Here is a 26,460-nt window from a genome sequence, read left to right as displayed (position 1 = left end):
TTTTTCAGGTAAATAAGGTACACAGGTAGGGGCACAACATTGTTGTGCCCTTACAATAATCTATACAGAGGCGCTTGTTGCAATCTGATGTATTAGTAAGTTCCCGCAACCATACCTTTTTTCTCAGAGAAGAACCAATCAAAATCGAAACACAGCAAGTGGCACATAGAGATTTCTACGCAGATGAACTCGACAATACCTCTAGGAGTGTCAGTAAACCACAAGCTTTTGAAAACCAACGTAAAAACATCGGTTTGAGCCATCGTGAATCAGAAGTATTCACCATTGGGAATAGAGCGATAAGTCTGACAGTCGGGCTAGCGCTTTCAGCTAGCTAGGGGTAATCTGGCGGATATGATATTAGACCCAATTTTTCGTAAACATTTAGGGATCTGTGCAGCCAACGCTGAATTATCATACTATTTGGGATTGGTCACTTGCGGAAAATTGCTATGTTTAGATTTTTAGAATATTTACTAATAGCTGGTTATATCGCAGTGCTGCTCGTTATCAGCCATTGGATTGGACAGCAAGCTTACTCCTGGATGCCTCTTGAAGCCACCGCAGAAGCAAAAAAAGTAGATGATTTGTTTAGCTTCTTAGTTTCAATTGGAGCTTTCATCTTGCTTGGGCTGGTTGGCATAATAGTGTATTCGGTACTTTTCTTTCGTGCATCCAAGGATGACTACAGCGAAGGACACCCCTCTAGAGGCGATATGAGGCTAGAAATTCTCTGGACAGCAACCCCGACTCTGCTGGTGTTGTGGATTGCTTTTCAAAGCTTCCATATTTATCAGCAATTACATATCTTGGGTTTAGGACAAATCGTGCATTTGCATTTGCCCTCAGAATCAGCTAATGCTGCAATAGTGAGCGACGTTCCTAAACCTGCTTCTGAAACTATTGATGTTTTCGCTAAACAGTGGGAGTGGTCTTTTCGTTACCCAAATAATGTTACCAGTAACGAATTACACCTAAAAGTAAATCGTAGCATCCGCTTGAATATGCACGCACAAGATGTAATCCACGGTTTCTACGTCCCTGAGTTCCGCTTAAAACAGGATATAATCCCCAAACGCGACATTGACATTGTGCTAACGCCGACTCGCACGGGAAAATATCAGCTAAAAGATTCTCAATTTAGTGGTACTTACTTTGCCTTGATGGAGGCGGATGTATACGTTGAATCCCCTGAAGCGTATAACCAGTGGCTTACCCAAACGGCTAGCGAACCAACGACTATAAAAAATCAGGCAGTTGCCGAACATATCCAACCACCAAAGATATTATTTAAAAGCGGCTGGTACACTGTCGTACCCACTCCCAGCGCCGTAGCGAATGAAAGGAAGGTAAGTAATGACACATGAATTCAGTGAAGCGATCGCCGACCAGAAAGAGCCTGTTGATGGCTGGCGGCAATATTTCAGCTTCAGCACCGACCATAAGGTGATCGGTGTTCAATACATGGTGATGACGTTTATTTTCTTCCTGATTGGCGGGCTGTTGGCGATGATCATTCGTGCCGAACTGCTAACCCCCGAATCAAATGTGGTTGACCGCCCCCTTTACAATGGCTTGTTCACCATGCACGGCACGATCATGATTTTCCTGTGGATTATCCCGTTCAATGCCGGACTTTCTAACTACTTAGTGCCCTTAATGATTGGAGCGCGGGATATGGCGTTCCCTTTACTTAATGCCATCTCTTTTTGGATTCTGCCACCAGCAGGTATTTTGCTAATATCTAGCTTCTTACTACCTAATGGGACTGCACAGGCAGGTTGGTGGTCTTATCCACCAGTCAGTCTGCAATTTCCTCCCGGTCAACTAATTAACGGTGAATTCATTTGGATCGTTAGTCTAATATTGATCGGCATTTCCTCCATCATGGGGGCTGTGAATTTTGTGACTACCATCTTTTGGATGCGATCGCCAGGGATGACGTTTTTTCGGATGCCTGTGTTTGTTTGGTCGGTTTTCAGCGCCCAGTTGTTGCAGTTGATTAACTTACCAGCCTTGACAGGTGCATTGATACTGCTGTTGTTTGACCTCGCTTTCGGTACTCAATTCTTCAAACCTGAAGCGAATGGCGATCCCATCATCTACCAGCATTTATTCTGGTTCTATTCTCACCCGGCAGTTTATATCATGGCGCTACCAGCCTTCGGTATTATTGCGGAGATTCTGCCAGCCTTTTCCCGGAATCCTTTGTTTGGTTATCGGTCAGTTGCGATCGCCACTTTAGGTATTGCTTTTCTTAGCATCTTCGTTTGGGTGCATCATATGTTCACCAGTGCCACCCCTGGCTGGATGCGGATGACTTTTATGTTTACTTCGATGCTGATTGCCATACCTACAGGTGTGAAGGCATTTGCTTGGACTGCCACTATCTGGAAAAGCAAGCTGCATTTAGAAACACCAATGCTATTTGCAATGGGAAGTGCAGCCATGTTTATTTTCGGTGGCGTTACTGGTGTCATGCTTGCCGCAACGCCATTTGATATTCACGTCAACAACACCTATTTTGTGGTGGGTCACTTCCATTACATCGTCTTCAACACCATCACGATGGCAATCTTTGCAGCCATTTATTTCTGGTTTCCCAAAATAACTGGAAGGATGTACGCTGAAGGCTGGGGCAAGCTGCATTTTTGGCTGACCTTTATTCCTGCCAATATTACGTTCTTTGCCATGCACCCGTTAGGTTTGCAAGGGATGTTGCGCCGAGTTTCTTCCTACGATCCCCGGTATCAAGGATGGAACGTCATCGCTAGTCTAGCGGCATTCTTGCTGGGAGTATCGACTCTGCCCTTTATTGCCAATATTGTCGGTTCTTGGCTATACGGTCCAAGGGCGGTTGATAATCCTTGGCACGCTAGTGGATTAGAATGGACAACCACTTCACCACCACCGCGAGATAACTTTGCAGAGATTCCGATTGTTACAAGACCCCCTTATGACTATGGCGATCCAAAATACTCAATAATAGAAAATTCTGATCAGGGTGAGTAAGGAGTTATATCATGTCCCCCAGATTACCCATAATAAAAGAACCCCTCCCCTCCGGCGGTGCTACGGTGTATACACAAGTCGAAAAAAGCTCGATTGACTCTTTCTCGTTCCCATGCTCTGCATGGGAATGGCTGATTAGAGGCTCTGCCTCCAGTCAAAATTGAGTCGGAGCCTCAATGAATGCATTCCCAGTCGGAGACTGGGAACGAGTCAAGGCTCATCAAGCTAGGTTTTTAGGACTTGTGTATACACCGTAGGCCGGCGGGGAGGGGAGACAAAGCATAGCTTTGGCTCTTTGGGGTTCTTCGGGTTTAATAAGCAATCAAGCGGACATGATATTATGCAACGTCGCACCATTCATTTAGATGAAAGTCCGATCCGTTTTGAAGAGTGGCTGCGACGGCTACCAATTTGGTTGCAGCGCTTTCTGCCAAGTGGTGGTGGGAGTCATGAAGATCATCATGGTAAAGGGATGTTCGGGTTTAGTGTGTTCTTGCTGTCAGAGAGCATCATCTTTTTGAGCTTTATCTTTACTTATGTTGTTCTGCGACTGCATACTACTAACTGGCTACCACCCGGTATTTCTGGCCCAGAATTGTCTACCCCTGTGATTATTAATACGGTAGTATTACTTTCTAGCAGCTTTGTTATTCAACCAGCAGAAAATGCTCTCAAGCGTAATCAACTCAATAAATTTCGCTGGCTATGGCTGATAACGATCGCAATGGGAACTTACTTTCTAATTGGTCTATTAATTGAGTGGAAAAATCTCGATTTCAAGTTGACTACAGGATTAGTTGGTTCCACATTTTACTTGCTGACAGGTTTCCACGGTTTACACGTTCTGGCTGGTGTTGTGCTTCAGATAATTATGCTGATTCGCTCATTCATTCCAGGCAACTATAATAAGACTCACTTCGGTACAAGTGCGACTACTCTGTTTTGGCACTTTGTTGATGTAGTTTGGGTGTTTCTTTTCTCGCTTATCTATCTTTGGCGGGCATGAAAATCTTCAGTTAACCAAGTGTTTTAAGGAGTAATTTAATGAATTTATTCTTGCAAGAAATGCCAGCCTCAGAACTCGCTCCAAAAGCAGTTCAAGAAACTCCAGCACCAGGTAAAGACCCACTAATTGCACAGGGGTTACAAAAAGAGCAATATATAGGCATTATCGGGCTAGCGATCGCCTTGGTTGCTGCTGTGGGATTTTTTAGTCGGAGAGTTGAATACGCTATTGGATTGGCTGTGATCCTCAGCGCTAGTTTGATTGCTTTGTTTTTATTCCTATAGTAGTAGTCTGTCAATAAAAATTTGAGGGATGAATCAATACTTAAGCGCAAACCCCTTTAAAACCTCGTTTCCAGCAAGAAGGCTGGAAATGCGCCTCCTGGCGGCTCTGCCACTTTTCAAGAGGCGGAGCCTCTAGAAGGGCATTCCCAGTCTCCGACTGGGAACGAGGGAATCTATCAAAGCTTTGTCTAGGCAGGTTTTTGCGTTAAGTTGACACCAATGAGCAATGGTCTGCCCGTACGATAGATGTGGTTCAAATACATGAAAATTGCTGTAATTGAACATCGTGATTTCACAATATTTGGAAGGGATTTTATGAACAGCCCAGTTTATCAAACTGTGATTGTCGGTGGTGGCTTTACCGGGCTATTCACAGCTTTGCACTTAGCTCACGGAAATTATCCTCGCTCGGTTATTTTGATTGATAAAGATGAGCGCTTTTGTTTTAAGCCGTTACTCTATGAATATTTCGATGGCGAGATGGATACTTTCCAAGTAGTACCACGTTTTTCGGAATTACTTAAAGGTAGTGGTGTCATCTTTGTTCAAGATACAGTGCAGTCGATAGACTTGGATCAAAAGGCAGTCAAATTAACTTCGGGAAACTCCTACAATTACAGCAACTTAGTATTAGCTTTGGGCAGCGTTACTGGCTATCATCAAGTTGAGGGAGCCAAAGAAAATGCCTTTCCTTTCTGGACGCAAGAAGATGCGATCGCTCTTGAGAGGCATTTACGCGATTGTTTACACCGAGCAGTGCAAACTGAAGATTTAGAACAACGCCGCAAACTGTTAACAGTAGTTGTGATTGGTGGTGGTGCTTCTGGTGTAGAAATGGCAGCAACTTTAGCTGATTTCCTCCCTCATTGGTATACCGCGTTGGGAGGCAATCAGAATGAAATTCGCGTGGTATTGCTCAATCACGGTAAACAAATCCTCAATGGTGATGTTAATGAACCCTTACGTGAAATTGCCGAAGGGGAATTGAAGAAACGCGCTCTACCAATTGAAATACTCACGGAAGCAGAAGCCACTGCTATTGGTCCCAACACAATTGAATATAAGCGCAATCAGCAAATCGAGACATTAGCAACACATACTACAATCTGGACAGCTGGGACTTCCACCCATCCACTGATTAAAGATTTAGCAATTTCCAAAGAACATCGGGATCATAGCGATCGCCTCCTAGTCACTCCTACTATGCAATTGCTCGACTTTCCAGAAGTTTTTGCAGGTGGTGATTGCACGGTAGTTCAAGATAATTCGCTACCACCTACAGCTCAAGTGGCTTATCAACAAGGGGCTAATATTGCCAGTAATTTGAAAGCATTAGCCTTGGAAAAAGACCTCAAACCTGCTAAAATTAACATCCGTGGAACTCTCTTGAAATTGGGGATAAATGATGCTGCTGCTAACTTATTCAATGTTTTTGAAGTTGCAGGCGAATCCGCACATTTAATCCGTCAAGCCGCTTATTTAACGCTATTACCAACAGCAATTCATGATTTCAAAGCCACAACTGAATGGGTGGATGAGGAAATTTTTCATCATCACCTCGACCCTCAAGATGTCGGGAAAAAAGTGGTGCAAGCGGTGGAATTAGTTGGTGCTGGAGTTCTGGGCGTTTTAGCTGCCAGAAAATTATTGAAAATGTTAGGCGATGAAGAGTAATATCATGTCCGCCAGATTACCCATAATAAAAGAACCCTACCCCCAACCCCTCCCGAAGAGCCTACCGTGTATACACAAGTCTTTCTGAACGCAATTTCTGGTTAAGTCTCATAGTTCCTTAAATACCTCACCCTGGTTTTACTGCGTAAAACCTGTCCCTCTCCTTAGTAAGGAGAGGGATTAAAGATAGGACAGGGTGCAATAGGGTTTACGGTTCGGTTAAGATCCCCCAGCCTACGGCGATCCCCTTAAAAAGGGGGTAAAAGATGGTTATAAAAGCCCCCCTTTTTAAGGGGAGCCACTCGCTCAGAGGGGTTTCCCAAAGTGGAGCAAGTGGCGTGGGTTGGGGGGATCTTTGAGGAATAAACACCTTAACCGAACCGTATTGGGACAGGGTGAGGTTTTAGAGGACTTTTGAGCAATCGGATAACTTGTGTATACATGGTAGCCCGAAGAGCGGGGAGGGGAGACAAAGCATAGCTTTGGCTCTTTGGGGTTCTTCGGGTTTAATGAGCAATCAAACGGACATGATATAAGGTATTGTGCGACACAATTCTAAATACATTAGTCATGCTTTCGTCACAATGTTGCCATAGCTCTGTCAATATAACGTGTGATAGTAAAGCTCTGGGTTAAAAAATAGTCTCACTCTATACTAAGCCCACACACCAGAGTCTACCGAGAAGAATCACTATAAGGCACTAACTCTTAGGAACGTGGATTAAATAAAATGCAAAACTTTATCCTGTCTCACGATCCCTCTCCAATATATCGGAGAGGGACTGAGGGTGAGGTAAGCCAGGGACATAAATTGTATGTTATTTAATTGTTATACCTTATTAGGATGACTCTTCTAATCAACATTGCCAGAATTCTCATAGTTACAAGGAACAAAAAGATGAATTGGAAAGTACTTGCTTTGCTTCCTGCGTTGGCTTTAGCTACTGCTATGCCTGCTTACTCTTTAACCAATAATAAAAGTCACAATCCAACTACTGCTTCCTACGTTGCTCAAAATAATATGCAGCAGGGCAACATGATGAAAAAGCCTAATGCTATGCAAAGGGTTCATGCCAAGCAGAGGTCTAATAGTATGGCAAACCATAGTGATGTACTGAGAGTCGGTAGCAGAGGAGAGGCAGTCAAAACTGCTCAGAATTCTTTAAAGCAGCAAGGATTCTATACTGCAAATGTGACTGGTGTCTTTGATAACAACACACGTTCAGCCGTGATCAAATATCAGAAGTCTAAAGGGTTAAGAGCAGACGGAATAATTGGACACCGGACTTTGGCATCTATGAAATAGATCAGGGGTCATAATACAGAATTCAGAATTGGTGAATACTCTACCCATAAAGGGATAGAGTTTTAATCAGGAGGAATATTTATATAGTGTTTCGCCTACACTTGGGCAAAGCTCAGTGACCACCAGGGGCGAAAGCGCGTAGTGGAATGAAGTGAAGTACGGTTTTAACCAATATTCACACCCTCCAAGATGAGCTACGCTGCGCTATCATCCAGTCGTACAGAATTCATACTGAATTCTGACTCCTGAGTTCTGAATTCTTCTTATAAAAATGACACAGATTAAGCCGGAAGTAAAGCGCACAGAAGAATTGCGCCACTTATTGCAACAAGCCAGCTATGCTTATTACGCTTTAGATGCTCCAATCATGGAGGATGCAGTCTATGATCAGCTATATCGAGAATTGCAACAACTGGAAATTCAATATCCAGAGTTGACAGCACCCGATAGTCCGACTCAGCGCGTGGGTGAGCTTAAACATACGCAGTTTACTTCGGTGCGGCACAATATCCCCTTGTACAGTCTGGAGAATGCGTTTAATATCGATGAGTTGCAAGCCTGGGATCAGCGTTGGCGGCGACAAGTATCTAAAATGGACTCAGTGGAATATGTCACTGAACTCAAAATTGATGGTTCTGCTTTGGCTCTTACCTATCAAGATGGTATTCTAGTTAGGGGAACAACTAGGGGTGATGGGGTGACGGGTGAAGATATTACCCAAAATGTGCGGACAATTCGCTCAATTCCCTTGCGTTTGAATTTTGAAGGGTTAGAAATTCTCGAAAGGGTGGAAGTGCGAGGCGAGGCGTTTTTGCCTTTGGAAGTATTTAAACAAATTAATGAGGAAAGGCAAAAAGCAGGTGAGCAATTATTTGCGAATCCCCGCAATGCCGCAGCTGGTACACTCAGACAACTAGACTCCCGCATTGTCGCTAAACGGCGGTTAGATTTCTTTGGGTACACTTTGCACATTCCTGGTAGAGATGATACCAGTATTGCCAATACCCAATGGGAAGCGTTGGAGTTGTTGAAAAAGATGGGTTTTCCAGTCAACCCCAACCACAAACTCTCTGCCTCGATCGCAGAAGTGGCAGAATATTATGAATACTGGGATACGGAACGGCTGAATTTACCCTATATGACTGATGGGGTAGTAGTAAAGCTGAATTCTTTTAAACTTCAGGAACAGCTAGGGTTTACACAGAAATTCCCTCGCTGGGCGATCGCTTTGAAGTACGCAGCCGAAGAAGCGCCGACTCGTGTGGAAAATATTGCTGTGAATGTGGGACGAACGGGGGCGTTAACGCCGTTAGCAGAGATGCGCCCTGTGCAATTAGCGGGAACAACAGTTTCCCGCGCGACTTTACATAATAGCGATCGCATTGTTCAATTAGACATCCGCATTGGCGATACTGTGATTGTCCGCAAAGCTGGGGAAATCATACCAGAAGTGGTAAGGGTATTAAAAGAACTCCGTCCCACTGACACCGAACCCTTCATTATGCCCACACATTGCCCAGTCTGCGGTCAATCTGTGGTGCGAGAATCAGGTGAGGCGGTGACTCGGTGCGTCAATGCTTCCTGTGCAGCGATTCTTAAAGGTTCCATTGAACATTGGGTAAGTCGTGACGCTTTGGATATTAAAGGCATCGGTGAAAAGTTAGTGTATCAATTCGTTGATAAAGGTTTGGTACATTCCGTTGCCGATTTATATGAGTTGACAGCAGAGAAGTTATCTGCATTGGAAAGGATGGGGAAAAAGTCGGCAGAGAAATTGATAGATGCGATCGCGCAATCGAAAAATCAACCTTGGTCAAGGGTATTGTATGGTTTAGGCATCCGTCACGTTGGCAGTGTGAATGCCCAATTGTTGACTCAGAAATACTTCACTGTAGACCAGTTAGCTACAGCAAAGCAATCAGATATTGAAGGAATTTACGGTATCGGTGCTGAAATTGCCCAATCTGTGTACCAGTGGTTTCGGATTGATGCCAACCAAATGTTGATCGAACGCTTGCAAGCAGAAGGATTGCAATTAGCTGCCACAGAGGAAACAAAAACAGTTGGTGATAGTAATCAAAAGTTCGCAGGTAAAACTTTTGTAATTACGGGAACATTGCCAACCTTAAAGCGAGATGAGGTGAAGACTTTGATTCAAAAATCTGGGGGAAAAGTTACTGATTCAGTGAGTCAAAAAACAGATTATTTGGTATTAGGAGAAGATGCCGGTTCTAAGTTAGAAAAAGCGCTCTCTTTGGGAATTACGCAGTTAACCGAGGCGCAATTTTTGGAGATGGTTGAAGATTGATAAAGCGGTTCTCAGTTGAGTGAGATACAAGAACCCCACCCCCAACCCCCTCCCCGCAAGCGAGGAGGGAGCTATGATGCACCTCAATAAAATAATTCGCAATTCCTAGCGCAGCGTGTCTCACACAAGCCTCTCGAACGCGAAAAAAAACGTCTCACCTTGGGAGAAGAGAAAGCTTTACGCTGCGCTATAGCGCTTCTCGTCTGCATTAACGTACATTTTTCAACCTTACCCCCTCTCCTTGGCCTACGGTGTAGACACAAGTTATCCGATTATCCAAAATCCTCCAAAACCTCACCCTGTCCTATCTTTAATCCCTCTCCTTACTAAGGAGAGGGACAGGTTTTACGTAGTAAAACCAGGGTGAGGTTTCTTAGGGGCTATGGCACTTAACCGGAAATTGCGTTCAGAAAGCACTTGTGTGTACACCGTAGCGCAAGGAGAGGGGGTAAGTTGACGACTGTATATGTTATAACTTTGTACGGATGATGTTTGGTGAAGGTCACATAACTTCAGGAGTACTCACAGTGAATCAGATACAACTGACTTTAACTATTGGTTATCTGTTAATGACATGCTATTTTTTAAGCAATTGGTTAATATTTTTCCTACGTCATCCTGTTTCCACTCCCGAAGATAAATTTTTATCGGTTGTGATGTTTATGGTAACAACTATCTTCTGGCCTTTGATGATTCCGATGTCTTGTTTAGAAATGGTTCAAAAAAAGCGAATAGACTTTAGTAAAATGATTCCTGTTCTCTTAGCAATATTTGTATTTAGTATTTCATATTATTTGACCGAATAATTCATAATTCCTGGTTACGAATTGCATAAATATAAGAGGATGTTTTAAAAGTTTATTTTCATGTATCCTGGCGATTATAAATCACAGCTACATGGGTAAAATCCGGGGCATCTCACTTTCCTCGGAAGCCTAAACCTCACCCCAGCCCTCTCCTTATTAAGGAGAGGGAGCAGGAGTGTTGTTTCTCCTATGTCTCGTTAAGAGTCTCCGACTGGGAATGCCGTTCTAGAGGCTCCGCCTCCCTTGCTGCCGGCTGAGCCGCAATTAAGCTGCATTTCCAGCCTCTGGCTGGAAACGAGATTTGAAAAGACTTTTAGCTTAAGTTGACGCCAATGAACATTGTTGTGCCCTTACTAATAATCTGTACAGAGACGCTTGTTGCAATCTGCTGTAAATATAAGAGGATGTTTTAAAAGTTTATTTTCATGTATCCTGGCGATTATAAATCACGCCTACATGGGTAAAATCGGGGGCATCTCACTTTCGTCGGAAGCCTAAACCTCACCCCAGCCCTCTCCTTATTAAGGAGAGGGAGCAGGAGTGTTGTTTTTCCTATGGTGTATTTGCAAAACTAAGATGCTCCCGGTAAAATCCGGTTACGCGGGTTAGAAAACCCTTGATATTGCATTAGTCCACGGAGGTGGACTTTGCTTGTGTAGCCGCGACTTCTAGTCGTGCGGCTTTAGTTGTTACCCTCCGGCTTTTTTGTGCAACACCTACCTTCACTTCTTAGGTAGTCTATCTATTGAATTTGGAATTTCCTAACGGCGTCTGCTGCCAAAACCACTTGAGCGGCGGGGTGCTGTACTACGCCCACTACCAAAACCACTGCCAGAATTGCGTCTGATAGTGCTGGAGTTACCAGAGGGTTGCAAGTTACTACCACCAAAACCAGAACCAGAAGGACGGTTATTACCTGTAGTGCTACGCGGTGTATTGCGTATAGTTGAATTTCCAGGATATGACCTTCTAATTGTCCCTGTATTGCGGAACGCAGTGCGATTTGTCACGGCTGCGGGTGGCGCATTGTATCGAGTTTGGTAGTTTTGAACTGCTTGGCCATAGCTTGGGCCATATCCACCGTAGCCACTTAATCCTTGTCCTGATTGATAGACAGGGGGTACATAATATTGGGGTCTAAACAACATACTACCAATTGCCTGACCCGCCAAGCTACCAGCCACAGACCCAGCAAAGGGTGCCCAGAAGCTGTTTTCTCGACGGACTACAACCGTCTCTTGTTGTCCGGTTTGGGGATTGGTTTTATTCTCGGTAACGTTGTGGACGTACTCAATTTTAAAGTCTTCCGTCAGATATAAAATCGGTTGTCCTTTTTCTACCTTTAGATAGGTTTTCTTACTCTGCTTGATTTCATCATCAGTTAACCGTGCCATTTGCAAATTTTCGGTTGCAAAGGTTGGGGGCTGATTGTTAAGTAAAAACAGGTTGTACTCACCACCTACATCGTCGTATGTAACTTGTTGTATTTGATACTGTCCGTCACTCAGCTTGGTGTTATTAGAGCTTTGGCTAACGTTCTTAGGTAAAGAATTAGTTTGGTTTTGGCCTCCACAAGCGACAGTTGTCAGACACAAACTCAGAGCTAAAAAAACGGCTGTAAATTTACGTACTATGGTCATGATCATGGGATTATTGTCCTATCTCTGAGCTTAACAATTTCTCGATGGAATTAGTAAGTAGGGACTACCCAACAGATTACAAAGGAATCAATTCTGGGTAATATTGCAACAGTTGATCGCTAGTGAGTTCATCGCCTAACTGTGCTGGCGAAAAATGCACTTGGATTGCCTGGAGTTTATGTTTGTAGTGTAAATTGATTAAGGCTTTAAAAGCTTCCTTCAGAGACTGAACGTTAGAAAGATCAGTTTCTAATTCTGGTATTTCTCCTTGGTAAGCTACTGTAATTATCACAATAACGTTGCGGGTTACAGGTATAGATAAAGGTTCATTCAATCCAGGGTCAGAACTGTAATTTGGTTCACTGAGATATCTTTGGGCAGAGTCAGTAAATAATTCATTCACATAATCTCCCGCCTCGCCTTCGTCCCAAAATACATCGCCTTCGTTGGCAGCAGAAAGCCAATATTCATCGTATTGCAGCAGGGTTTGACTAATTTCTACCAATGCTTCTCCCAAAACTTCTAAGTCGCCATCGGCATCGATCGCATTCCGTCCAGCACTATTTAATACTCCCAAAATTGGTGCTACCTCGCCTCCTCCTAAGTGCAGAAATAGGCGAAAGACTACATAGCGATTTCGACCGATCATTTTATTAAAGGTATCGCGCATTTTTCTCCTCCAGAAATTTATTTTTTGTCATTTGTCCCATGCCCCATGCCCAATGACTAATGACTAATATAGTGAAATCCTTTGACAAAATCCATAACCATATTTAATGAAGGTAATATATATTTTGTTGATTCACTGGATATATGATCATCAGCTGAAGCATTGAGAGCAGAGCGATTAATAAATCTTTTCCCAAAGTGAGGATTATCATGGACAGTCAAAGTGTAGGCGCTGGAATTCGTTAAAATTATTTGGGTTGGAGCCTTGCAAAAATTTAACTTTGCGGCTACCTCGATATTTTTTTTCATCTGTTTAATTGTTGTAGCCTGACTCATGGCTTGTTCTAGAAGAATATTTAATTGTTTTACCATATTGGGCAATTTTAAATCTGGGTTTGCAACAACTTGACTGTTAATACTTTCCACCATACTGGAAATATTCTTTTGGGTACATGCCGCATCTAGAAAGGGAAGAATCACAATGTAAGCAGTGGGAAATAATCCTTCATCGCTATCTAGATGAAATGTGAAAACAGTTCGACGACGCCCACTTTCGATGCTTGGAGGTTGTTTCAGCCCCCGATATTCCTGAGCAATTTGATAGTAAGCACCAGCGATCGCAAAATTAGCTTCGTGTTCTAGGGCTGCATCAACAATAATCCGAATTGTTGGCGGTGTTTCGTTAAAAAAATCTCGTGAGTCTTCTGAATCGAAGTTTTGGATAATGGAGCGATCGCCAGCCGGACTAAGATCAACCCATTCACAAATCATCCCTTCGGTTTTTAAACCAAACCTGGAGGTGGCATAAAGTTTTGCCCCAGTTAAAGTTGCTCCTGTTAAGTCAGCACCGACCCATTCTGCCCTAATTAATTTTGCCTGAGTTAAATTGGCGTGTACAAAACTCGTATTCATTAAATTGGCATTGCTTAAATCTGCGCCAATTAAATTAGCCCCGCTCAATTTTGCGCCGCTCAAATCTGCCCATCGGAGATTCGCCCCGCTCAAATCTCCCCACCGGAGGTTCGCCCCGCTCAAATCTGCCCCGCTCAGGTTAGCATGGCTGAAATTAGCTTGTCTGAGTTCAGCATCTCGCAAATTTGCACCGCTCAAGTCAGAACGACTGAGATCACTGGCATTTAAGTTAGCCATCTCCAAGTTAGCTCCCGTCAAGGAAGCGCCTCTCAAGACAGCCCCACTCAAGTTAGCGTGACGGAGATTCGCTTGGCGGAGTGTCGCTTCTCGCAAATCAGCACTGGTGAGGTCAGCATCCAATAAGTCGGCGCGACTGAGGTCAGCGCGAATTAACTCGGCGCGGATTAGCGAGGCTCCTCTAAGTTGAGCGCGACTGAGATCCGCTCGAATCAAATTAGCGACGTTGAGAGTGGCGTTGTTTAAGATGGCGCTAGATAGATTCGCGCCACTCAGTCTGGTTATATTCAACTTGGCATTGCTCAAGTTAGCTTCACTCAGATTCGCGCCACTCAGGTTGACTATACTCAAATTAGCATCGCTAAGATTGATGCCACTGAGTTTAACCCCACTCAGGTTAGCTTCCGAGAGGTTAACACCACTAAAGTTTAAGACTCCTGCTGCGTATTGTTTCAGTAATTCCTCTACAGTCATTGATGCTACCCCTTGGATACCAACTTTAATAGTTGGTAAAGTCATAAAAAACGGAATGTCAAAATCAAAAATGAATATTGGAATTTTAGGACTGGGACTGATCGGCGGATCTTTGGGTTTTGATTTGCGATCGCAAGGACATCATATCTTAGGAGTCAGCCGCCGTGAATCTACCTGTCAAAAGGCAGTTGCTTTCGGCAGTGTTGATCAAGCATCAGTTGATCTGAGCTTGTTAGCAGCCGCAGAAGTTATATTTATTTGTACACCTCTAGCCCTTATTGTGCCCCAATTTGAACAGTTGATCCCTCATTTGTCTGTTGCTACCGTTGTGACTGATGTGGGTTCGGCGAAAGCAGAGATAGTTAAGGCGATTTCTCCCCAATGGAGGAATTTTATCGGCGGTCATCCAATGGCGGGAACAACAGACAGTGGGATAGAAGCTGCACAGAGGTATTTATTTGTCGATAAACCTTATGTATTAACACCGATAACTACAACACCAACCACGGCAATTACTGTTGTGGAAGAAATTGTGCGATCGCTGGGAGCGAATATTTCTTATTGTCAACCAGAGCAACATGACCGCGCTGTTAGTTGGATTTCCCATTTACCTGTAATGGTCAGTTCCTCGTTAATTGCTGCTTGTTTGAGTGAAACTGACCCCGATGTTTTAGAATTAGCCCAAAAGTTAGCTAGTTCAGGTTTTCGGGATACCAGTCGTGTGGGTGGTGGGAATCCAGAGTTGGGCGTGATGATGGCGCGGTATAATCGTCAAGCATTGCTGCGATCGCTGCAACAATATCGTCAAAATCTCGATGAGTTGACTAACTTAATTGAGCAAGAAAATTGGGCAGTTTTAGAGTCAAAGTTTAAATCAAGGCAACAGGCACGACCTGATTTTGTTGAATAGTTGTCGGGTGCGTTCAGCTATCGATAACGCACCCATTTTCACATTTCAATTCTAAATTCTGAATTCTGACTACTGAATTATTTTCTGATAAAATCCTTAAAAAATGCTACTTAACAGCTTGATAGTCACCAAACCGATGTAATATAAAGATAAAAGATAAATTTACAAAAATCAACAATGGTAGAACGCCCAATCAAGAAATCGGAACGTCAGTCCCAAGGAAGTACTGACAACAATTCCGAAAAGTCGGATTCTATATCTCCGATTGAATCCAACCCCAAAAGCTCAAAACCGACCCGTAATCGTTCGTCTGGCACAGAGAAAAAGGCATCCTATGGGGATGATAACAGGCAGGCGGGGAATCCTGCGCTAGCGCGTGGTCCAAAACCCGTTAAACCTCCAGTCAAAGTCGAAACAGAAGAACTTGAAACCGAATCAGAACCTATCTCTGAGGAGTCTCAAGAGTAACATTAGATAGTGTTGCGTGTGATGTGGGAGGCTATAAGCGGATGAAGACTGGGATTTCTGGCTCCGAAGGCAGCAATCGTGCCCCACATCACCATTAGGTGATTTTTATGTTGAATACTTTTATATTAAATATTTATCGTTTTTTTGTTTCAGCGTGTGGGTAGTTGGTGCGAGTCCCAAAGCTGCGGTGTATGGTGGGATAAAGAGCGATGTCTACGAGGGTCACTGACTTGTGCTGTTGGCGCAGCGTCTCCTAAAGAATGGTCGAAGTGCGGGCTATGCCTACGCATAATTTGGCTGGACTTGAGCGTTAGAGTTCATAACTGTAGCTGTGGATTCATCACCAATAGGGACGTGGCAAGCCGACTTGTAATTAGAAATAGAGGCTATGCCTTCATTAGTACCGATAGGACAGTCGGGAATCCAAAACGCCTATGCAGTCGGTCTGCCGGGGGTGGATGAGAAATCTTCACGCTTGTCAGAGGCGAAACCCCGCAAGGGAAAAATTAAGTTGACACGCATGGTTTAGCCCTTACTGAGTGCGGAATCTAACTTCTTTACTCAGAACTCGGAACTGTTTTGCTCAATACTTCTCTACCATAGGCTACGCTACTTTGGCTGCGGTTCTATCGACGGACTTGTGCCCAGGTAAGCCGAGATGCTCAGTAGAAGTTGTCCAATGACTAATATTTAAGGAGATTGAATGTGTCTAGCCATAAATTAGCTCTAAGTTTGAAAGTAGCAATCATTATATTGCTTACTGGTGTTAGTACTTTGGGTATCAGTCTGCTTGTAGGCACAACTAAATTTAACCATCTGTTGGGAATTCAAACACCAAAAGGTAAGAATACGACAGCGAGTTTAGGTAGGACAATGAGTGCCTCTGCACAGGCTATTTCCCCAGCAATAAACCAGATGAATGAAGTGCCAAAGCCTTTTCAGGGAACAACCATTTATCAAGCGAAACTAAAAGCAAATGAGAAAGTCATCGCCTTGACTTTTGATGATGGACCTGGCCCCAAAAACACGACACAGATTTTAGAAATTTTGAAGAAAAATGATATCAAAGCGACATTTTTCATGGTTGGAGAAATGGTGAAATATTTTCCCCAGATTGCCAAGCAAGTGGCTGCTGATGGTCATGTAATTGGGAATCACACATGGCATCATTGGTATCGCCATATGGACTTAGCAACTGCGGCTAGTGAAATTGATCGTACAGCAGAGATCATTTACAAGACTACTGGAGAGAAAACTACTCTGTTTCGTCCCCCTGGTGGCTTTTTGAATAATGGATTAGCCGAATATGCCAAAAACAAGAAGTACGCCGTCATGATGTGGTCAGAAGAGTCGGGAGACGCTGAACGTCGTTCGCCTCAAGTGCCGATGCTGGTCAAAAATGTGCTGAAATATGCAAAACCAGGTGCAATTGTACTGTTGCACGATGGGGGCGGCAACCGTTCCAAATCTGTCAAGGCTTTACCAGAAATGATCGCAGGTTTGAAAGCCCAAGGCTATCGATTTGTGACGATTCCCCAACTACTGGAAATACAAGCCCAAGAACAAAGTGTGGTAATGGCACTATCACCTACAGTTACAAAGGATGAACATCCAAACAATCAGCTTAATCATCAGTGATATTTAAAAATTAGAGCTTAAACCCACACGAAAAGTGAATCCAGGGCTATATATGCGATTAACTCGCTCATATTGCTCACCGAGTAGATTTTCTAAGTAAACTGTCAGTCCTAAATTACTAGTTAGAGGTATACGACCGCTCAAATCTAAATTCACGAAAGATGGTGCAAAGTCTGTAGCCTTATCACTTGAGTTAGCGAAGATCGATCTGCGAGCGCCACTATTGTAAGTAACATACAAGTTAGCCTGCCAACCCGCATTTTGATAACCTACACCACTTTGAAGTACAGAGTAGGGAATCAAACCTAATTGTAAACCTTTTTCTGAGCCTGTTTTTATTTGGGAATCTGTATAAGTATAGTTGAGGAAAGTTGACCAACCAGCCGCAATTTTTAATTGCAATGCAGCCTCTAAACCATTGGTATTTACTAGCCCAATGTTTGCCCATTTTCCATCTATTACTCCCAAGCGATCGCCTATACTACTACCAAAGTAAGTAAACTGTCCAATCAGATTTTCTGAAAAATTGACATCTACTCCCGCACTCCAAGTAGAGCCAGTTTCTGGGCTTAAATCAGGATTAGGTTCCCAACCATGAACTGTATCATAAACATACAACTGATCTAACCCAGGATTGCGTTGTCCCCCTGCCCAACTTCCACGCAATGCTACTATTGGTGTGAGGGCATAACGTAAGCCAACACTAGGGTTAAGATAATTCCCAAACTGGCTGTCAAAGCTTTGCCTTAGCCCTAAATCTATCAGAAAATTCTCGCCAATATTCAAAGTATTGACAGCAAATAAAGCTGTATTGAACAAACTCTTATCTTCAGTTTCATTTTGGGCAATCCTACTAGGATCTGTACTCAAAACATCACCGGTTAAATCGGTGTTTTTCAAATCTAATCCCCAGCGCAATTTATCATTGGAAGTAACTTTCCACTCATGCTCTACCCTAGCTGTGAGTTGTTGTGTATCTAAAGCTCCGGTACGGTAAAATGCTCCTGTAGGACCATAGGTGCTAAAATAATCTTGGTTGTAACCAATTGAGGTTGTAAGATTAGAGTTTTCCCCATTAGCTAAACGAGTTTTCCAGGATAAACCAACGTTTAAACCATCGTGGTCTAATCTATCTCTTTGGAGAGGGAAACCGAAATAAATTAAGCCGCGACGACTGCTGAGTTTAGTAACATCTAAATTCAATGAATTTTTCTGATCTAAATCTAGTCCAATACTACCAAAGTAGGTACTTGTAGCCGTGTCTGCATTTGAGAAAAACCCCTGACTATCACGATTTGCTGCACCTACAGGGACGCGGTAACGGTTATCTGTAAAGAACCTTTCAAAGCTGAAGTTGTACTTAACATTAGCAGATGAACCACCATAGCTTACTTGTTGATTATTTAAACTCAATGAGCCAAATTCGGCGCTAGCACTCAATTTAGGTTTACCATAACCTGCCTTGGTGATGATATTCACAACTCCCCCAAAGGCTGAGGAACCATACAAAGCCGAGGCTGTGCCACTATATAATTCTACTCGTTCGATAGCCTCTACGGGAATACTATTTAAGTCAGTTCCACCATGATAAATGTTGATGTTATTGTTAATTGGTCTGCCATTAATCAGAAATACAGACTGATTAATTGAGGCTCCCCGGTAGTATGTACCTGTGTGAATATCTGCACCATGACCGACGTCATTGATTGCAAAACCAGGCATTCTTTTCAAAATATCGGCTAAACTTGTAGCGCCCTGCTTTTTAATTTCTTCTTGATCAATTACGTAAGTTGGTGTAGATTGAGGTAGGTTGTCTGGTTCTGCGATCGCTTCTATAGAAATGTCTGGATCATCGCTGGGAGTTTGCTCTGTTTCTCGATTAACTTCACTCGGCGCAGATTGTTGAGTTAATAATTCGGCATTAATGGCGGGTAGCTCGATTTCACTCAAACTCGGAATATCTGAAATCACTTCGGTTGATTTATCAGTATTTCTCTGCTTAATTTCACTCTCAGCAGCAAAGCCAGGAAACGCTATCAGTAAACTCGGTAAAGCTACTGTTAGCAACGAAAAATCCTTTTTCACGTTCTCTTTCACACCAAGTCAAAACAGTCACCAAGTAGTATTTTTACTGTAATAGTAAAATCATGTCAAAAGACGGGCTGTCATATTCCCACGATTCACATTCCCGACTTTTTTGAGAAATCGGTAATCTTGTTGTTCACAAGAAAAGGAAGAAATGCTTAATATCATGTCCGCCAGATTACCCAATAATAAAAGAACCCCATCCCCAACCCCTAAGAGCTCTTCGAGAGGGGAGACAAAGGATAGCTTTGGCTCTTTGGGGTTCTTCGGGTTTAATAAGCAATCAAGCGGACATGATATTACGCATCCAGTACGAAATGTAGGGGCAATTCATGAATTGCCCCTACGATAAATCAAGCCTTTCACTGCCTTTTTACCTGAGTCCTGTACTTAGGAACGTGGATTAAATAAAATGCAAAACTCCATCCTATCTCTAGCTTCCCTCTCCTTTATAAGGAGAGGGATTGAGGGTGAGGTAAGCCAGGGACATAAATTATATGTTATTTAATTCTTATTCCTTAACTAAATTGTATTGATCTAAAATCGGGTTTCATACTCAACTTGGAATTGATTTTGATCATCCAAATTAGTTGAGCCTCGCATGAGAATTTCGTCATTGACTCGATATAGCACATTATAAAGGAAAGACTCATTATTGTTAGAAAGAGGGTGTGATAAAGAGGCAGAGAAATTTTTATTGATATCAAACACACCTTCTGCTGATAAATTAAGAACTGAAGCGATCGCTGCTTTATTATTATTAGTAGATGGAGTCGGATATATCCGAAACTCACTGAAACCAATAGCCTGTCCGATCGCAGTAATACTTCCTTGCAAACCACCTAAAATGGTAGAACTAGCGAAATTAGTCAGTCCTTGGCCTGCATCTGTTTGACCGAAAGAACCCAGAATTGAGCCACCTAGCAGAGCAACTATTTCTCCCTTACTACGGCTAGGTTCACTCGTCAGTTCTAGATTGTCGCCCAATTCACTAGCTGGCCCGTTCACCCTCGCTTGAACGGTAACGGTACGTAAAGTCCCAAAGTTGTTTGCAGATACATCGCTGACTTCAGCAGACAATGGTGATTCCAAAATTCGACTATTTATTGCTGATGCTTCCGGTACAATTGCGGTAAGTCGGACATCCAAAGTCGGGTCAAGTCCTTGACTTGGAATAAACCGCGCAGTTTGTTCATAGCCCCGCGCCAAGGTGAACTGAGTGGAAAATAAGCTCAGTCCTCCCCCTGTCAAACGAATGACTCCTTCAGGAAGCGGCTTGGCTAATGTACCATTGATGGTCAAGTCGCCTTTGGCGTCAAAGCTCAATAGGGGCTGACTCAATGCGGCTCCTCCGGGTACAAAGTTCAGTAGGGACTGAGTGCCAACACGAATATTTTTATCTAAAGTCAACTTTAAATCTGCAAACTCTATAGGTAAATTGGGTGGAGTTACTGCACTACTACTTCCGGTTGCTGTAACTACTGGGTTAGCGCTATTCTCTGCTGTAGCCACTGGGCTAGCGCTATTATCTGCTGTAGGTTTGAGGTTAGGGTTAACCTCTTCTCTGTTTATGACATTAGCGTTAACTTCATCTGTCGCTGCTGATTTTTTCTTAGCAGTAGCCGAATTTCCAATAATCACTTGACCATCACTCAGTTTAATCTCTCCACCAATTACCGGTTTTAACGCTGTTCCCCGAATTATCACATCGCCGCCGACACCGCCTTGATACAATCCTGCAAGTTTAAAATTAAGTTTATCTGCTATTGAGACTGTCAGGGGATTCGCTGCGGCTTGCCCAGGAGTAAAAATTGGCAGGATGCCTGATGCTGTAATTTGCCCTTTATTGTAAGTGCCTTGGATACCTTGGACATTCAGTGTATCACCATTAAATTGCACTGTTCCTGTAACATTCGTTAGGGGATCAGATAAGGCTTGAGCGCTAAAAGTTGCATTATTAAGTGTGGCATTGCCGTTAATAATTGGTTCCTTTAAAGTACCCTGAACGTTTAAATCTACTTTTCCTTGACCGTCTACCCAAGCGACTTGATTGTTGGTAAACAGGTTTAACAGTGCCAATCCTTCATTTTGCACATTGGCGTTGATGCTGATTTGATTGCTATCCGGTTGCACTTTGGCAGAAGGTAAGGGAGCAGGTACGCTACCTGTAATGGTAACTGGCTGCGTTCCGGTCACTAGTAAAGTACTATCAAAATTCAAGCGAGCTTTGTTGTAATCAAAGTCCACCTTTCCTGTTTGCACAGGTTTTTTATTGAGAGTCGCATCCGCCAGCGCCACTTGCCCTTTAACGCTAGGGTCTTGTAAACTACCTGCTAATGTGGCGTCAGCATTCACTTTCCCAGTGATATCTATGGGGTATTTTTGGATAAAAGGCTCTAAAAGTGATAAAGGTAAACTTGCTACATTCAACTTTCCAGATAGTTGCTCAGTTCCTAACTGTCCTGAAAACGCCACCAGTCCTTGATTTATCCCAACACTCAAGGGGGAAAGTGTGACGATACCATCGGCAAAAGTGCCTTGAGCAACGACTTGATTAATAGAATACTCACCCCATTGCCAGTTAGCACCTTGAAAATTAAAGCCGACATTCAACCCAGATTTTAACGAGCCATTGGCTGTAATTGCTCCGCTCAAAGCACCCGTTAATTCTGCAAGGGTGGGCAAAGATGGAGTTTGTTTTGTCTGTAGTTGCTGTTGTTTTGCTGCCAATGCGGTAATTTTTGAGAAATATGCTAACTGTGTTTTCAAATCTGCATTGGGCAAACTGATAGATTCAGTGTTAAGTACTTCTGCTTTAGCCAACTTCGGAGGCTGCAACCCGGTACTAAAGTCTTGAAACCCAAAGATATTGAACGCTTGTAAAAGTCTCTGGATTTTGGCTTGATCAAAATTAGCTTGAAATTGAAATTGCGGATCGTTCCCTGTTTGCACATTTCCACTCAGGGCGATGTTGCTATCTCCAATCCGCAATTGACCATTAGCCAAGCTAGCAGTACCATCGGCATAATTGATCGTACCGCGAAATTCATCTGCTGCAACTCTGGCAACACGAGGCGCTGCGATCGCAACGTCTCCCGCGATCGCATAATTATTTAAATTGACAACTAAATTCCCCGATAATTGCCCCGCCAGTGGTTTCAATTGATTGTTAGGTAAAAAGCCCCCAATCAGAGCGATGGGAAACTGTTGGGCGTTGATGAGCAAGTTTTCTCCCTCAGTTCTCCCCGTAGTAACTGCCCCATCGCGTTGGACTAAAAATGAGGTTGGACGATAATCTCCACCCAGGTTAACCGCAATCTTATCTTGCTTCCCAGCTAATCGCAGACTTGCGCCTTGTCCCCCTTGAAAATTCACGTTTCCAGTTAAAAGTGGGTCAAACGTCAAGTCACTGACTTGGAAATTCCGCAGTTGGATATTACCATTAGCTTGGGGAACATCTGGAGTGCCTGTAACTTTTCCATTAAAATCAACTAGCCCCGCTACTGCTACGTCACCAGGAACTTTGAAGCCAGTATTTTTTAAGTTGAAATTCTGCGCCACTACATTTAAATTAAATCCGGCGATTTGGGGTGCGCCAGTTGGTGGAGACTGAATAGCGATCGCACCATTAGCATTCACTCCTGGGGTAGTTGCGTTTTCAACTATAATCTGCTGTCCATTCCACTTAAATTGCGCTGTCAGGGGTTTTTCTAGCAGTGCTATCCCTTGGGGAAGGCGGATTTCTCCGGCGGCGCGAATATCTGCAAGCTGGAAAGATTTTGTTGTGCCTGATAGCTGAATGTTGCTATTGAGTCGTCCTCGCAGTTGTGGTGAGAAACGGTTGAGTTGAATTTGCGAAGTGTTGACAACCCCTTGCCAGCGTTGTTGTGCAAGTTGACCACTAGCCGTGATTGTCCCACCTGCGACGTTCAAAACTGCATCTGGAAAGAGAATTTTCTCCCCTTGTTTAGCAACCACAACTCGTCCTGTAGTGGGATAGGTGGCTTTCGGCGCTTGTACCCGCGCTACTGTTTGCAGATTGTTCAGAGTACCAGAAATATTCGCATTTGCCGATAGATTCCCAATGGTGATCGAAGGTGAGGATTTGTATGCTCGAGCGATCGCATCCCCTGGTAAATTTTCTGCTTGCACATTAAATGATACTCTACCTTTGGGTGCTAGCTGAAGTTGACCGCTAGCTGTAACTTGCCCTCCCACCTCTGGATTTGCTTGAACACGAGCAACGTTGACGTTTAAGGGTGTACCTAAAGAACCAGAAATTTTAGCGTTCGCAGATATACCACCAACCTTAATTGGAGTTGAAATGCCGTAACCTTGAGCGATCGCATTTCCTGGGATACCTTGAGCTTGAATATTTACGCCTACCTCACCTTGGGGAGCCAGTTGAATTTGACCATTGGCTGTGATTTGCCCTCCGGCTGGCGGCGTTACTTGAACACTGGAAATATCAAGATTCAAGGGCTGTTTGCCAAGTGAGCCAGAAATTTGGGCTTTTGCTGAAATATTCCCAACTGCGATCGGTAGAGTAACGCCATAGCTGCGTGCTAGTATATCCCCTGATATTCCATCAGCTTGAGCATTGAATATTACATTATTTTTGGCTCCCACTTCAGCTTGACCGCCGCCTGTGATTTGACCACCGGCTACGGGGACTATTTTCAAATTGGAAACAGCAAGTTGAGATGCACTTTTAGATACATTCAAACGGAAATCAGTCTTGACGGTTTTAAATTGAACGCGGTCAACTTGAATAGGTTTTGTGTTGCTTATAGTACCATTCACCACTGGTTGCCCAAGTGCGCCGCGTACCTGAATATTTCCTTGAATTTCGCCACTAGCTGGGACTGACGAATTCACATTCAATGTGGCTAAGATATTTTTCGCACTAACTGGTTTTATCTGAGCAGAGACATCAAAACCTGTTTGAGTATTAATTGTTCCATTAGCTATAATGGGAACTTTACCAAAATTTGTATTCAGATTATCTAAAGCAACTGTCTGACCTTGAAATACAAATCTCCCATTAAAATTAGAAATCTGCTGAGGAATATTTTGAATTTTAGCAGTAACTTGATTAGCTGTAGCTGTTCCCGTAACAGCTATTTCTGACAATTTGGGTGGAATCTCAACCCCTAAGTCAGCATTTAAATACCCTGCTTGCAGAGCGATCGGTAACTGAATTAATCGACTTATCTCTGATGCTTGTAAATTTTGTGCTTGCAGCTTGAGGCTAGTTTGTTGAGCTTTTAGTTGTGTTTCACCAACGATTTTAACATCGCCTCCCCTAGTGAGTTTAGCATTGATGTCATAACCGATCCTTTGATTTTGATCTGAAAATCGGGCAATACCACCAACTTGATCTAATATTACTGAGCCTTTCGATTTAGTTGATGCGGCGAATGACCTTAACTCTACATCGCCATCTTGAATTTGCAGTGTCTCCAACTCAGTTTTAATAAAGCCTTGTCCTCCCCCAGCCTTAACTTGGGCTGTCACCCAACGACCATCTTTATCTTGTTGAATGTAGACATTGGGCTGAACTAACGTGACATTTAATGCCAGTTTTCGGTTAAAGAGGAGTTCCAAGGGCGAGAACTGCACCTCCAAAGCTTTTGCTACCACCTGATCTTGATCGGTGGGAGTTGCTGGTATCGATAAAGAGCTAAATCTTAGACTAGCGATCGAAAAACGCTCAACTTTCCCAACTTTTACTGGACGCCCAAGCAATTGCTGAAGATTTTGCTGGACTAACGGTGATAAATCATTATATACATAGTTTCTAGCCCACCAAGCACCAACTGCAATTCCAACCAGCAAAACCCCACCTAGAGCCAAACTGGTACGTCCTAAAATGAGAAGCCACAGACGATAATTAAATGGTTTCTGATTATTTCCTGAATTTGGAGATGGCGTCATGATCGTTATTAGTACCAGTACTTTTTCTGGAGTCAGGCGAGAGACAGACTAGTTGCAGTTGAATCAGCAAGTTACAAGCTATGGTTTCACAAAATTAGGACTTACGCAAGAACTTTGAGGTTAGCTGCTTTTCTTCTCTAGGAGAGGTTGCGCCGACGAGACGCTCGCAAATGCGTCTATGTTATTTCATAATTTTGCATAATTCTTGAATATATTTCGACTAATAATTTTTCACCAGACATTATTTTTGTTGGTCTATGGTATTTATTTTATCTTTAAAGGGAATTCTATAATCATTCAAATTGGTATCTTTAGATAGATTTTATGGGAGCATCTCAATGAGTGTAAAAAACCTTGTAAAACCTCACCCCAACCTTATCATTGGTAAAGAGAGCAAGCAAGAATCTTGTTTCTCATCTGGTATATTTGCAAAACTGAGATGCTCCCGATTTTATTTGCTTAAGTATTCTTCTTCAGAAATTAGGTAATATTGGGATATTAAATTACTTGGCGATAACTTCTGTATATATAACCCTGATTATAAAATTCAACCTCTATAGAATCTAACTTCCTATAGATGACGATGGCAACTAATCTTAATTTGGGTAGTAATGTAAAGTGGAATGTCACTTTTTGAAGCTGGATTTAGATCCTCAACTTCTTCAAGAAGTCGGGGATCTAAATATTCTCATGTATAGTCCATTAGGATTGCTGTATTTAAATAAATATGAATTACACCAGAATGTTATTAATTTTTTTATATTGCGTTTCCTAAGCAACTGAGGTACAGCTTAACCTCATCTCGATAAAAAATAAGCTTTATCTCCCCTCTCCTTAATAAGGAGAGGGGTTGGGGGTGAGGTTTTGAGATGTATTGCGAAATGCTATATACAACAAGTCAAGAAGTTGTTACTTTTAAGCAGCATAATCAATCTCGTCACATTTCCGTCATGAATTTGTCATAGATTTGTCAAACCAATGTGCAAATCTGAGCGTGAATATATTTATTCATTTGCATAAGGTGGGATTACCTGCTTTTTACTTCTCTTTAAGTTTTTTTCATCACCCCACCACGTATTTCAGAGGCTTTATTA

At 43.0% G+C, this 26,460-nt stretch carries 17 protein-coding genes; 12 read left to right on the top strand and 5 right to left on the bottom strand.

Annotated elements, in window-relative coordinates:
• Positions 1-77 precede the first annotated feature (77 nt).
• The 8 genes from V7K31_RS02060 to ligA all read left to right on the top strand — a co-directional run bounded on the left by V7K31_RS02060 (position 78) and on the right by ligA (position 9,590).
• Positions 78-338, top strand: coding sequence for a hypothetical protein (locus tag V7K31_RS02060; protein ID WP_335092289.1), 261 nt, complete (start codon positions 78-80; stop codon positions 336-338).
• A 114-nt stretch (positions 339-452) separates the two neighbouring features.
• Complete coding sequence (locus V7K31_RS02055; RefSeq protein ID WP_335092288.1) at positions 453-1,367, top strand: cytochrome c oxidase subunit II; 915 nt, start codon at positions 453-455, stop codon at positions 1,365-1,367.
• A complete protein-coding gene (locus V7K31_RS02050; protein WP_335092287.1) occupies positions 1,357-3,012 on the top strand; it encodes a cytochrome c oxidase subunit I in 1,656 nt (551 codons plus the stop codon). Before V7K31_RS02055 ends, V7K31_RS02050 begins: the two co-directional genes overlap by 11 nt.
• 340 nt (positions 3,013-3,352) lie before the next feature.
• Positions 3,353-4,018, top strand: coding sequence for a cytochrome c oxidase subunit 3 (locus V7K31_RS02045; protein ID WP_335092285.1), 666 nt, complete (start codon positions 3,353-3,355; stop codon positions 4,016-4,018).
• Positions 4,019-4,056: 38 nt separating this feature from the next.
• A complete protein-coding gene (locus V7K31_RS02040) occupies positions 4,057-4,302 on the top strand; it encodes a hypothetical protein (RefSeq protein ID WP_335092283.1) in 246 nt (81 codons plus the stop codon).
• Positions 4,303-4,617: 315 nt separating this feature from the next.
• On the top strand, positions 4,618-5,976 hold the full coding sequence (locus V7K31_RS02035; protein ID WP_335092282.1) for an NAD(P)/FAD-dependent oxidoreductase: 1,359 nt from the start codon (positions 4,618-4,620) through the stop codon (positions 5,974-5,976).
• A gap of 898 nt (positions 5,977-6,874) precedes the next feature.
• Positions 6,875-7,282: a peptidoglycan-binding domain-containing protein gene (locus V7K31_RS02030; protein ID WP_335092281.1), complete on the top strand. Its 408-nt coding sequence runs from the start codon at positions 6,875-6,877 to the stop codon at positions 7,280-7,282.
• Between the two features lie 271 nt (positions 7,283-7,553).
• Positions 7,554-9,590 (top strand): NAD-dependent DNA ligase LigA, encoded by a 2,037-nt coding sequence (ligA, locus tag V7K31_RS02025; RefSeq protein ID WP_335092280.1) that lies wholly within the window; start codon positions 7,554-7,556, stop codon positions 9,588-9,590.
• A gap of 1,567 nt (positions 9,591-11,157) precedes the next feature.
• On the opposite strand, the gene V7K31_RS02020 is transcribed toward ligA, so the two are convergent.
• From V7K31_RS02020 to V7K31_RS02010, 3 genes are all read right to left on the bottom strand, one after another.
• Positions 11,158-12,042, bottom strand: coding sequence for a hypothetical protein (locus tag V7K31_RS02020; RefSeq protein WP_335092278.1), 885 nt, complete (start codon positions 12,040-12,042; stop codon positions 11,158-11,160).
• 70 nt (positions 12,043-12,112) lie between these two features.
• Entirely contained in the window at positions 12,113-12,706 is a 594-nt protein-coding gene (locus V7K31_RS02015; protein WP_335092277.1) for a DUF1517 domain-containing protein, read from the bottom strand.
• Between the two features lie 56 nt (positions 12,707-12,762).
• Positions 12,763-14,328: a pentapeptide repeat-containing protein gene (locus V7K31_RS02010; RefSeq protein ID WP_335092364.1), complete on the bottom strand. Its 1,566-nt coding sequence runs from the start codon at positions 14,326-14,328 to the stop codon at positions 12,763-12,765.
• 70 nt (positions 14,329-14,398) lie between these two features.
• On the opposite strand from V7K31_RS02010, the gene V7K31_RS02005 reads away from it, so the two are divergent.
• The 4 genes from V7K31_RS02005 (at position 14,399) to V7K31_RS01990 (ending at position 17,344) form a co-directional block, all read left to right on the top strand.
• A complete protein-coding gene (locus V7K31_RS02005) occupies positions 14,399-15,238 on the top strand; it encodes a prephenate/arogenate dehydrogenase (RefSeq protein ID WP_335092363.1) in 840 nt (279 codons plus the stop codon).
• Positions 15,239-15,415: 177 nt separating this feature from the next.
• The gene (locus tag V7K31_RS02000; RefSeq protein WP_335092276.1) at positions 15,416-15,706 is read left to right on the top strand and encodes a hypothetical protein; all 291 of its coding nucleotides are present in this window, start codon (positions 15,416-15,418) and stop codon (positions 15,704-15,706) included.
• A 388-nt stretch (positions 15,707-16,094) separates the two neighbouring features.
• Positions 16,095-16,235, top strand: coding sequence for a hypothetical protein (locus V7K31_RS01995; RefSeq protein WP_335092275.1), 141 nt, complete (start codon positions 16,095-16,097; stop codon positions 16,233-16,235).
• Between the two features lie 176 nt (positions 16,236-16,411).
• Positions 16,412-17,344 (top strand): polysaccharide deacetylase family protein, encoded by a 933-nt coding sequence (locus tag V7K31_RS01990; RefSeq protein ID WP_335092274.1) that lies wholly within the window; start codon positions 16,412-16,414, stop codon positions 17,342-17,344.
• A 3-nt stretch (positions 17,345-17,347) separates the two neighbouring features.
• Here the strand turns inward: V7K31_RS01990 and V7K31_RS01985 are convergent, their stop codons facing one another.
• Together V7K31_RS01985 and V7K31_RS01980 are read right to left on the bottom strand one after the other, a co-directional pair.
• Complete coding sequence (locus V7K31_RS01985; RefSeq protein WP_335092272.1) at positions 17,348-19,429, bottom strand: TonB-dependent receptor plug domain-containing protein; 2,082 nt, start codon at positions 19,427-19,429, stop codon at positions 17,348-17,350.
• Positions 19,430-19,966: 537 nt separating this feature from the next.
• Positions 19,967-25,366, bottom strand: a complete 5,400-nt coding sequence (locus V7K31_RS01980) for a translocation/assembly module TamB domain-containing protein (RefSeq protein WP_335092270.1) — start codon at positions 25,364-25,366, stop codon at positions 19,967-19,969.
• Positions 25,367-26,460: the final 1,094 nt, after the last annotated feature.

Source organism: Nostoc sp., assembly GCF_036917675.1.
Lineage (GTDB): Bacteria > Cyanobacteriota > Cyanobacteriia > Cyanobacteriales > Nostocaceae > Nostoc.
Note: the sequence above shows the minus strand (reverse complement) of the source record. Positions and strands in the feature narration are given on the sequence as shown.

Bases quoted from the DNA above. Each gene is read 5' to 3' on its own strand.
- V7K31_RS02055 (WP_335092288.1), top strand. From the start codon at position 453: ATGTTTAGATTTTTAGAATATTTACTAATAGCTGGTTATATCGCAGTG.
- V7K31_RS02050 (WP_335092287.1), top strand. From the start codon at position 1,357: ATGACACATGAATTCAGTGAAGCGATCGCCGACCAGAAAGAGCCTGTT.
- V7K31_RS02045 (WP_335092285.1), top strand. From the start codon at position 3,353: ATGCAACGTCGCACCATTCATTTAGATGAAAGTCCGATCCGTTTTGAA.
- V7K31_RS02040 (WP_335092283.1), top strand. From the start codon at position 4,057: ATGAATTTATTCTTGCAAGAAATGCCAGCCTCAGAACTCGCTCCAAAA.
- V7K31_RS02035 (WP_335092282.1), top strand. From the start codon at position 4,618: ATGAACAGCCCAGTTTATCAAACTGTGATTGTCGGTGGTGGCTTTACC.
- V7K31_RS02030 (WP_335092281.1), top strand. From the start codon at position 6,875: ATGAATTGGAAAGTACTTGCTTTGCTTCCTGCGTTGGCTTTAGCTACT.
- ligA (WP_335092280.1), top strand. From the start codon at position 7,554: ATGACACAGATTAAGCCGGAAGTAAAGCGCACAGAAGAATTGCGCCAC.
- V7K31_RS02020 (WP_335092278.1), bottom strand. From the start codon at position 12,042: ATGATCATGACCATAGTACGTAAATTTACAGCCGTTTTTTTAGCTCTG.
- V7K31_RS02015 (WP_335092277.1), bottom strand. From the start codon at position 12,706: ATGCGCGATACCTTTAATAAAATGATCGGTCGAAATCGCTATGTAGTC.
- V7K31_RS02010 (WP_335092364.1), bottom strand. From the start codon at position 14,328: ATGACTGTAGAGGAATTACTGAAACAATACGCAGCAGGAGTCTTAAAC.
- V7K31_RS02005 (WP_335092363.1), top strand. From the start codon at position 14,399: ATGAATATTGGAATTTTAGGACTGGGACTGATCGGCGGATCTTTGGGT.
- V7K31_RS02000 (WP_335092276.1), top strand. From the start codon at position 15,416: ATGGTAGAACGCCCAATCAAGAAATCGGAACGTCAGTCCCAAGGAAGT.
- V7K31_RS01995 (WP_335092275.1), top strand. From the start codon at position 16,095: ATGCCTTCATTAGTACCGATAGGACAGTCGGGAATCCAAAACGCCTAT.
- V7K31_RS01980 (WP_335092270.1), bottom strand. From the start codon at position 25,366: ATGACGCCATCTCCAAATTCAGGAAATAATCAGAAACCATTTAATTAT.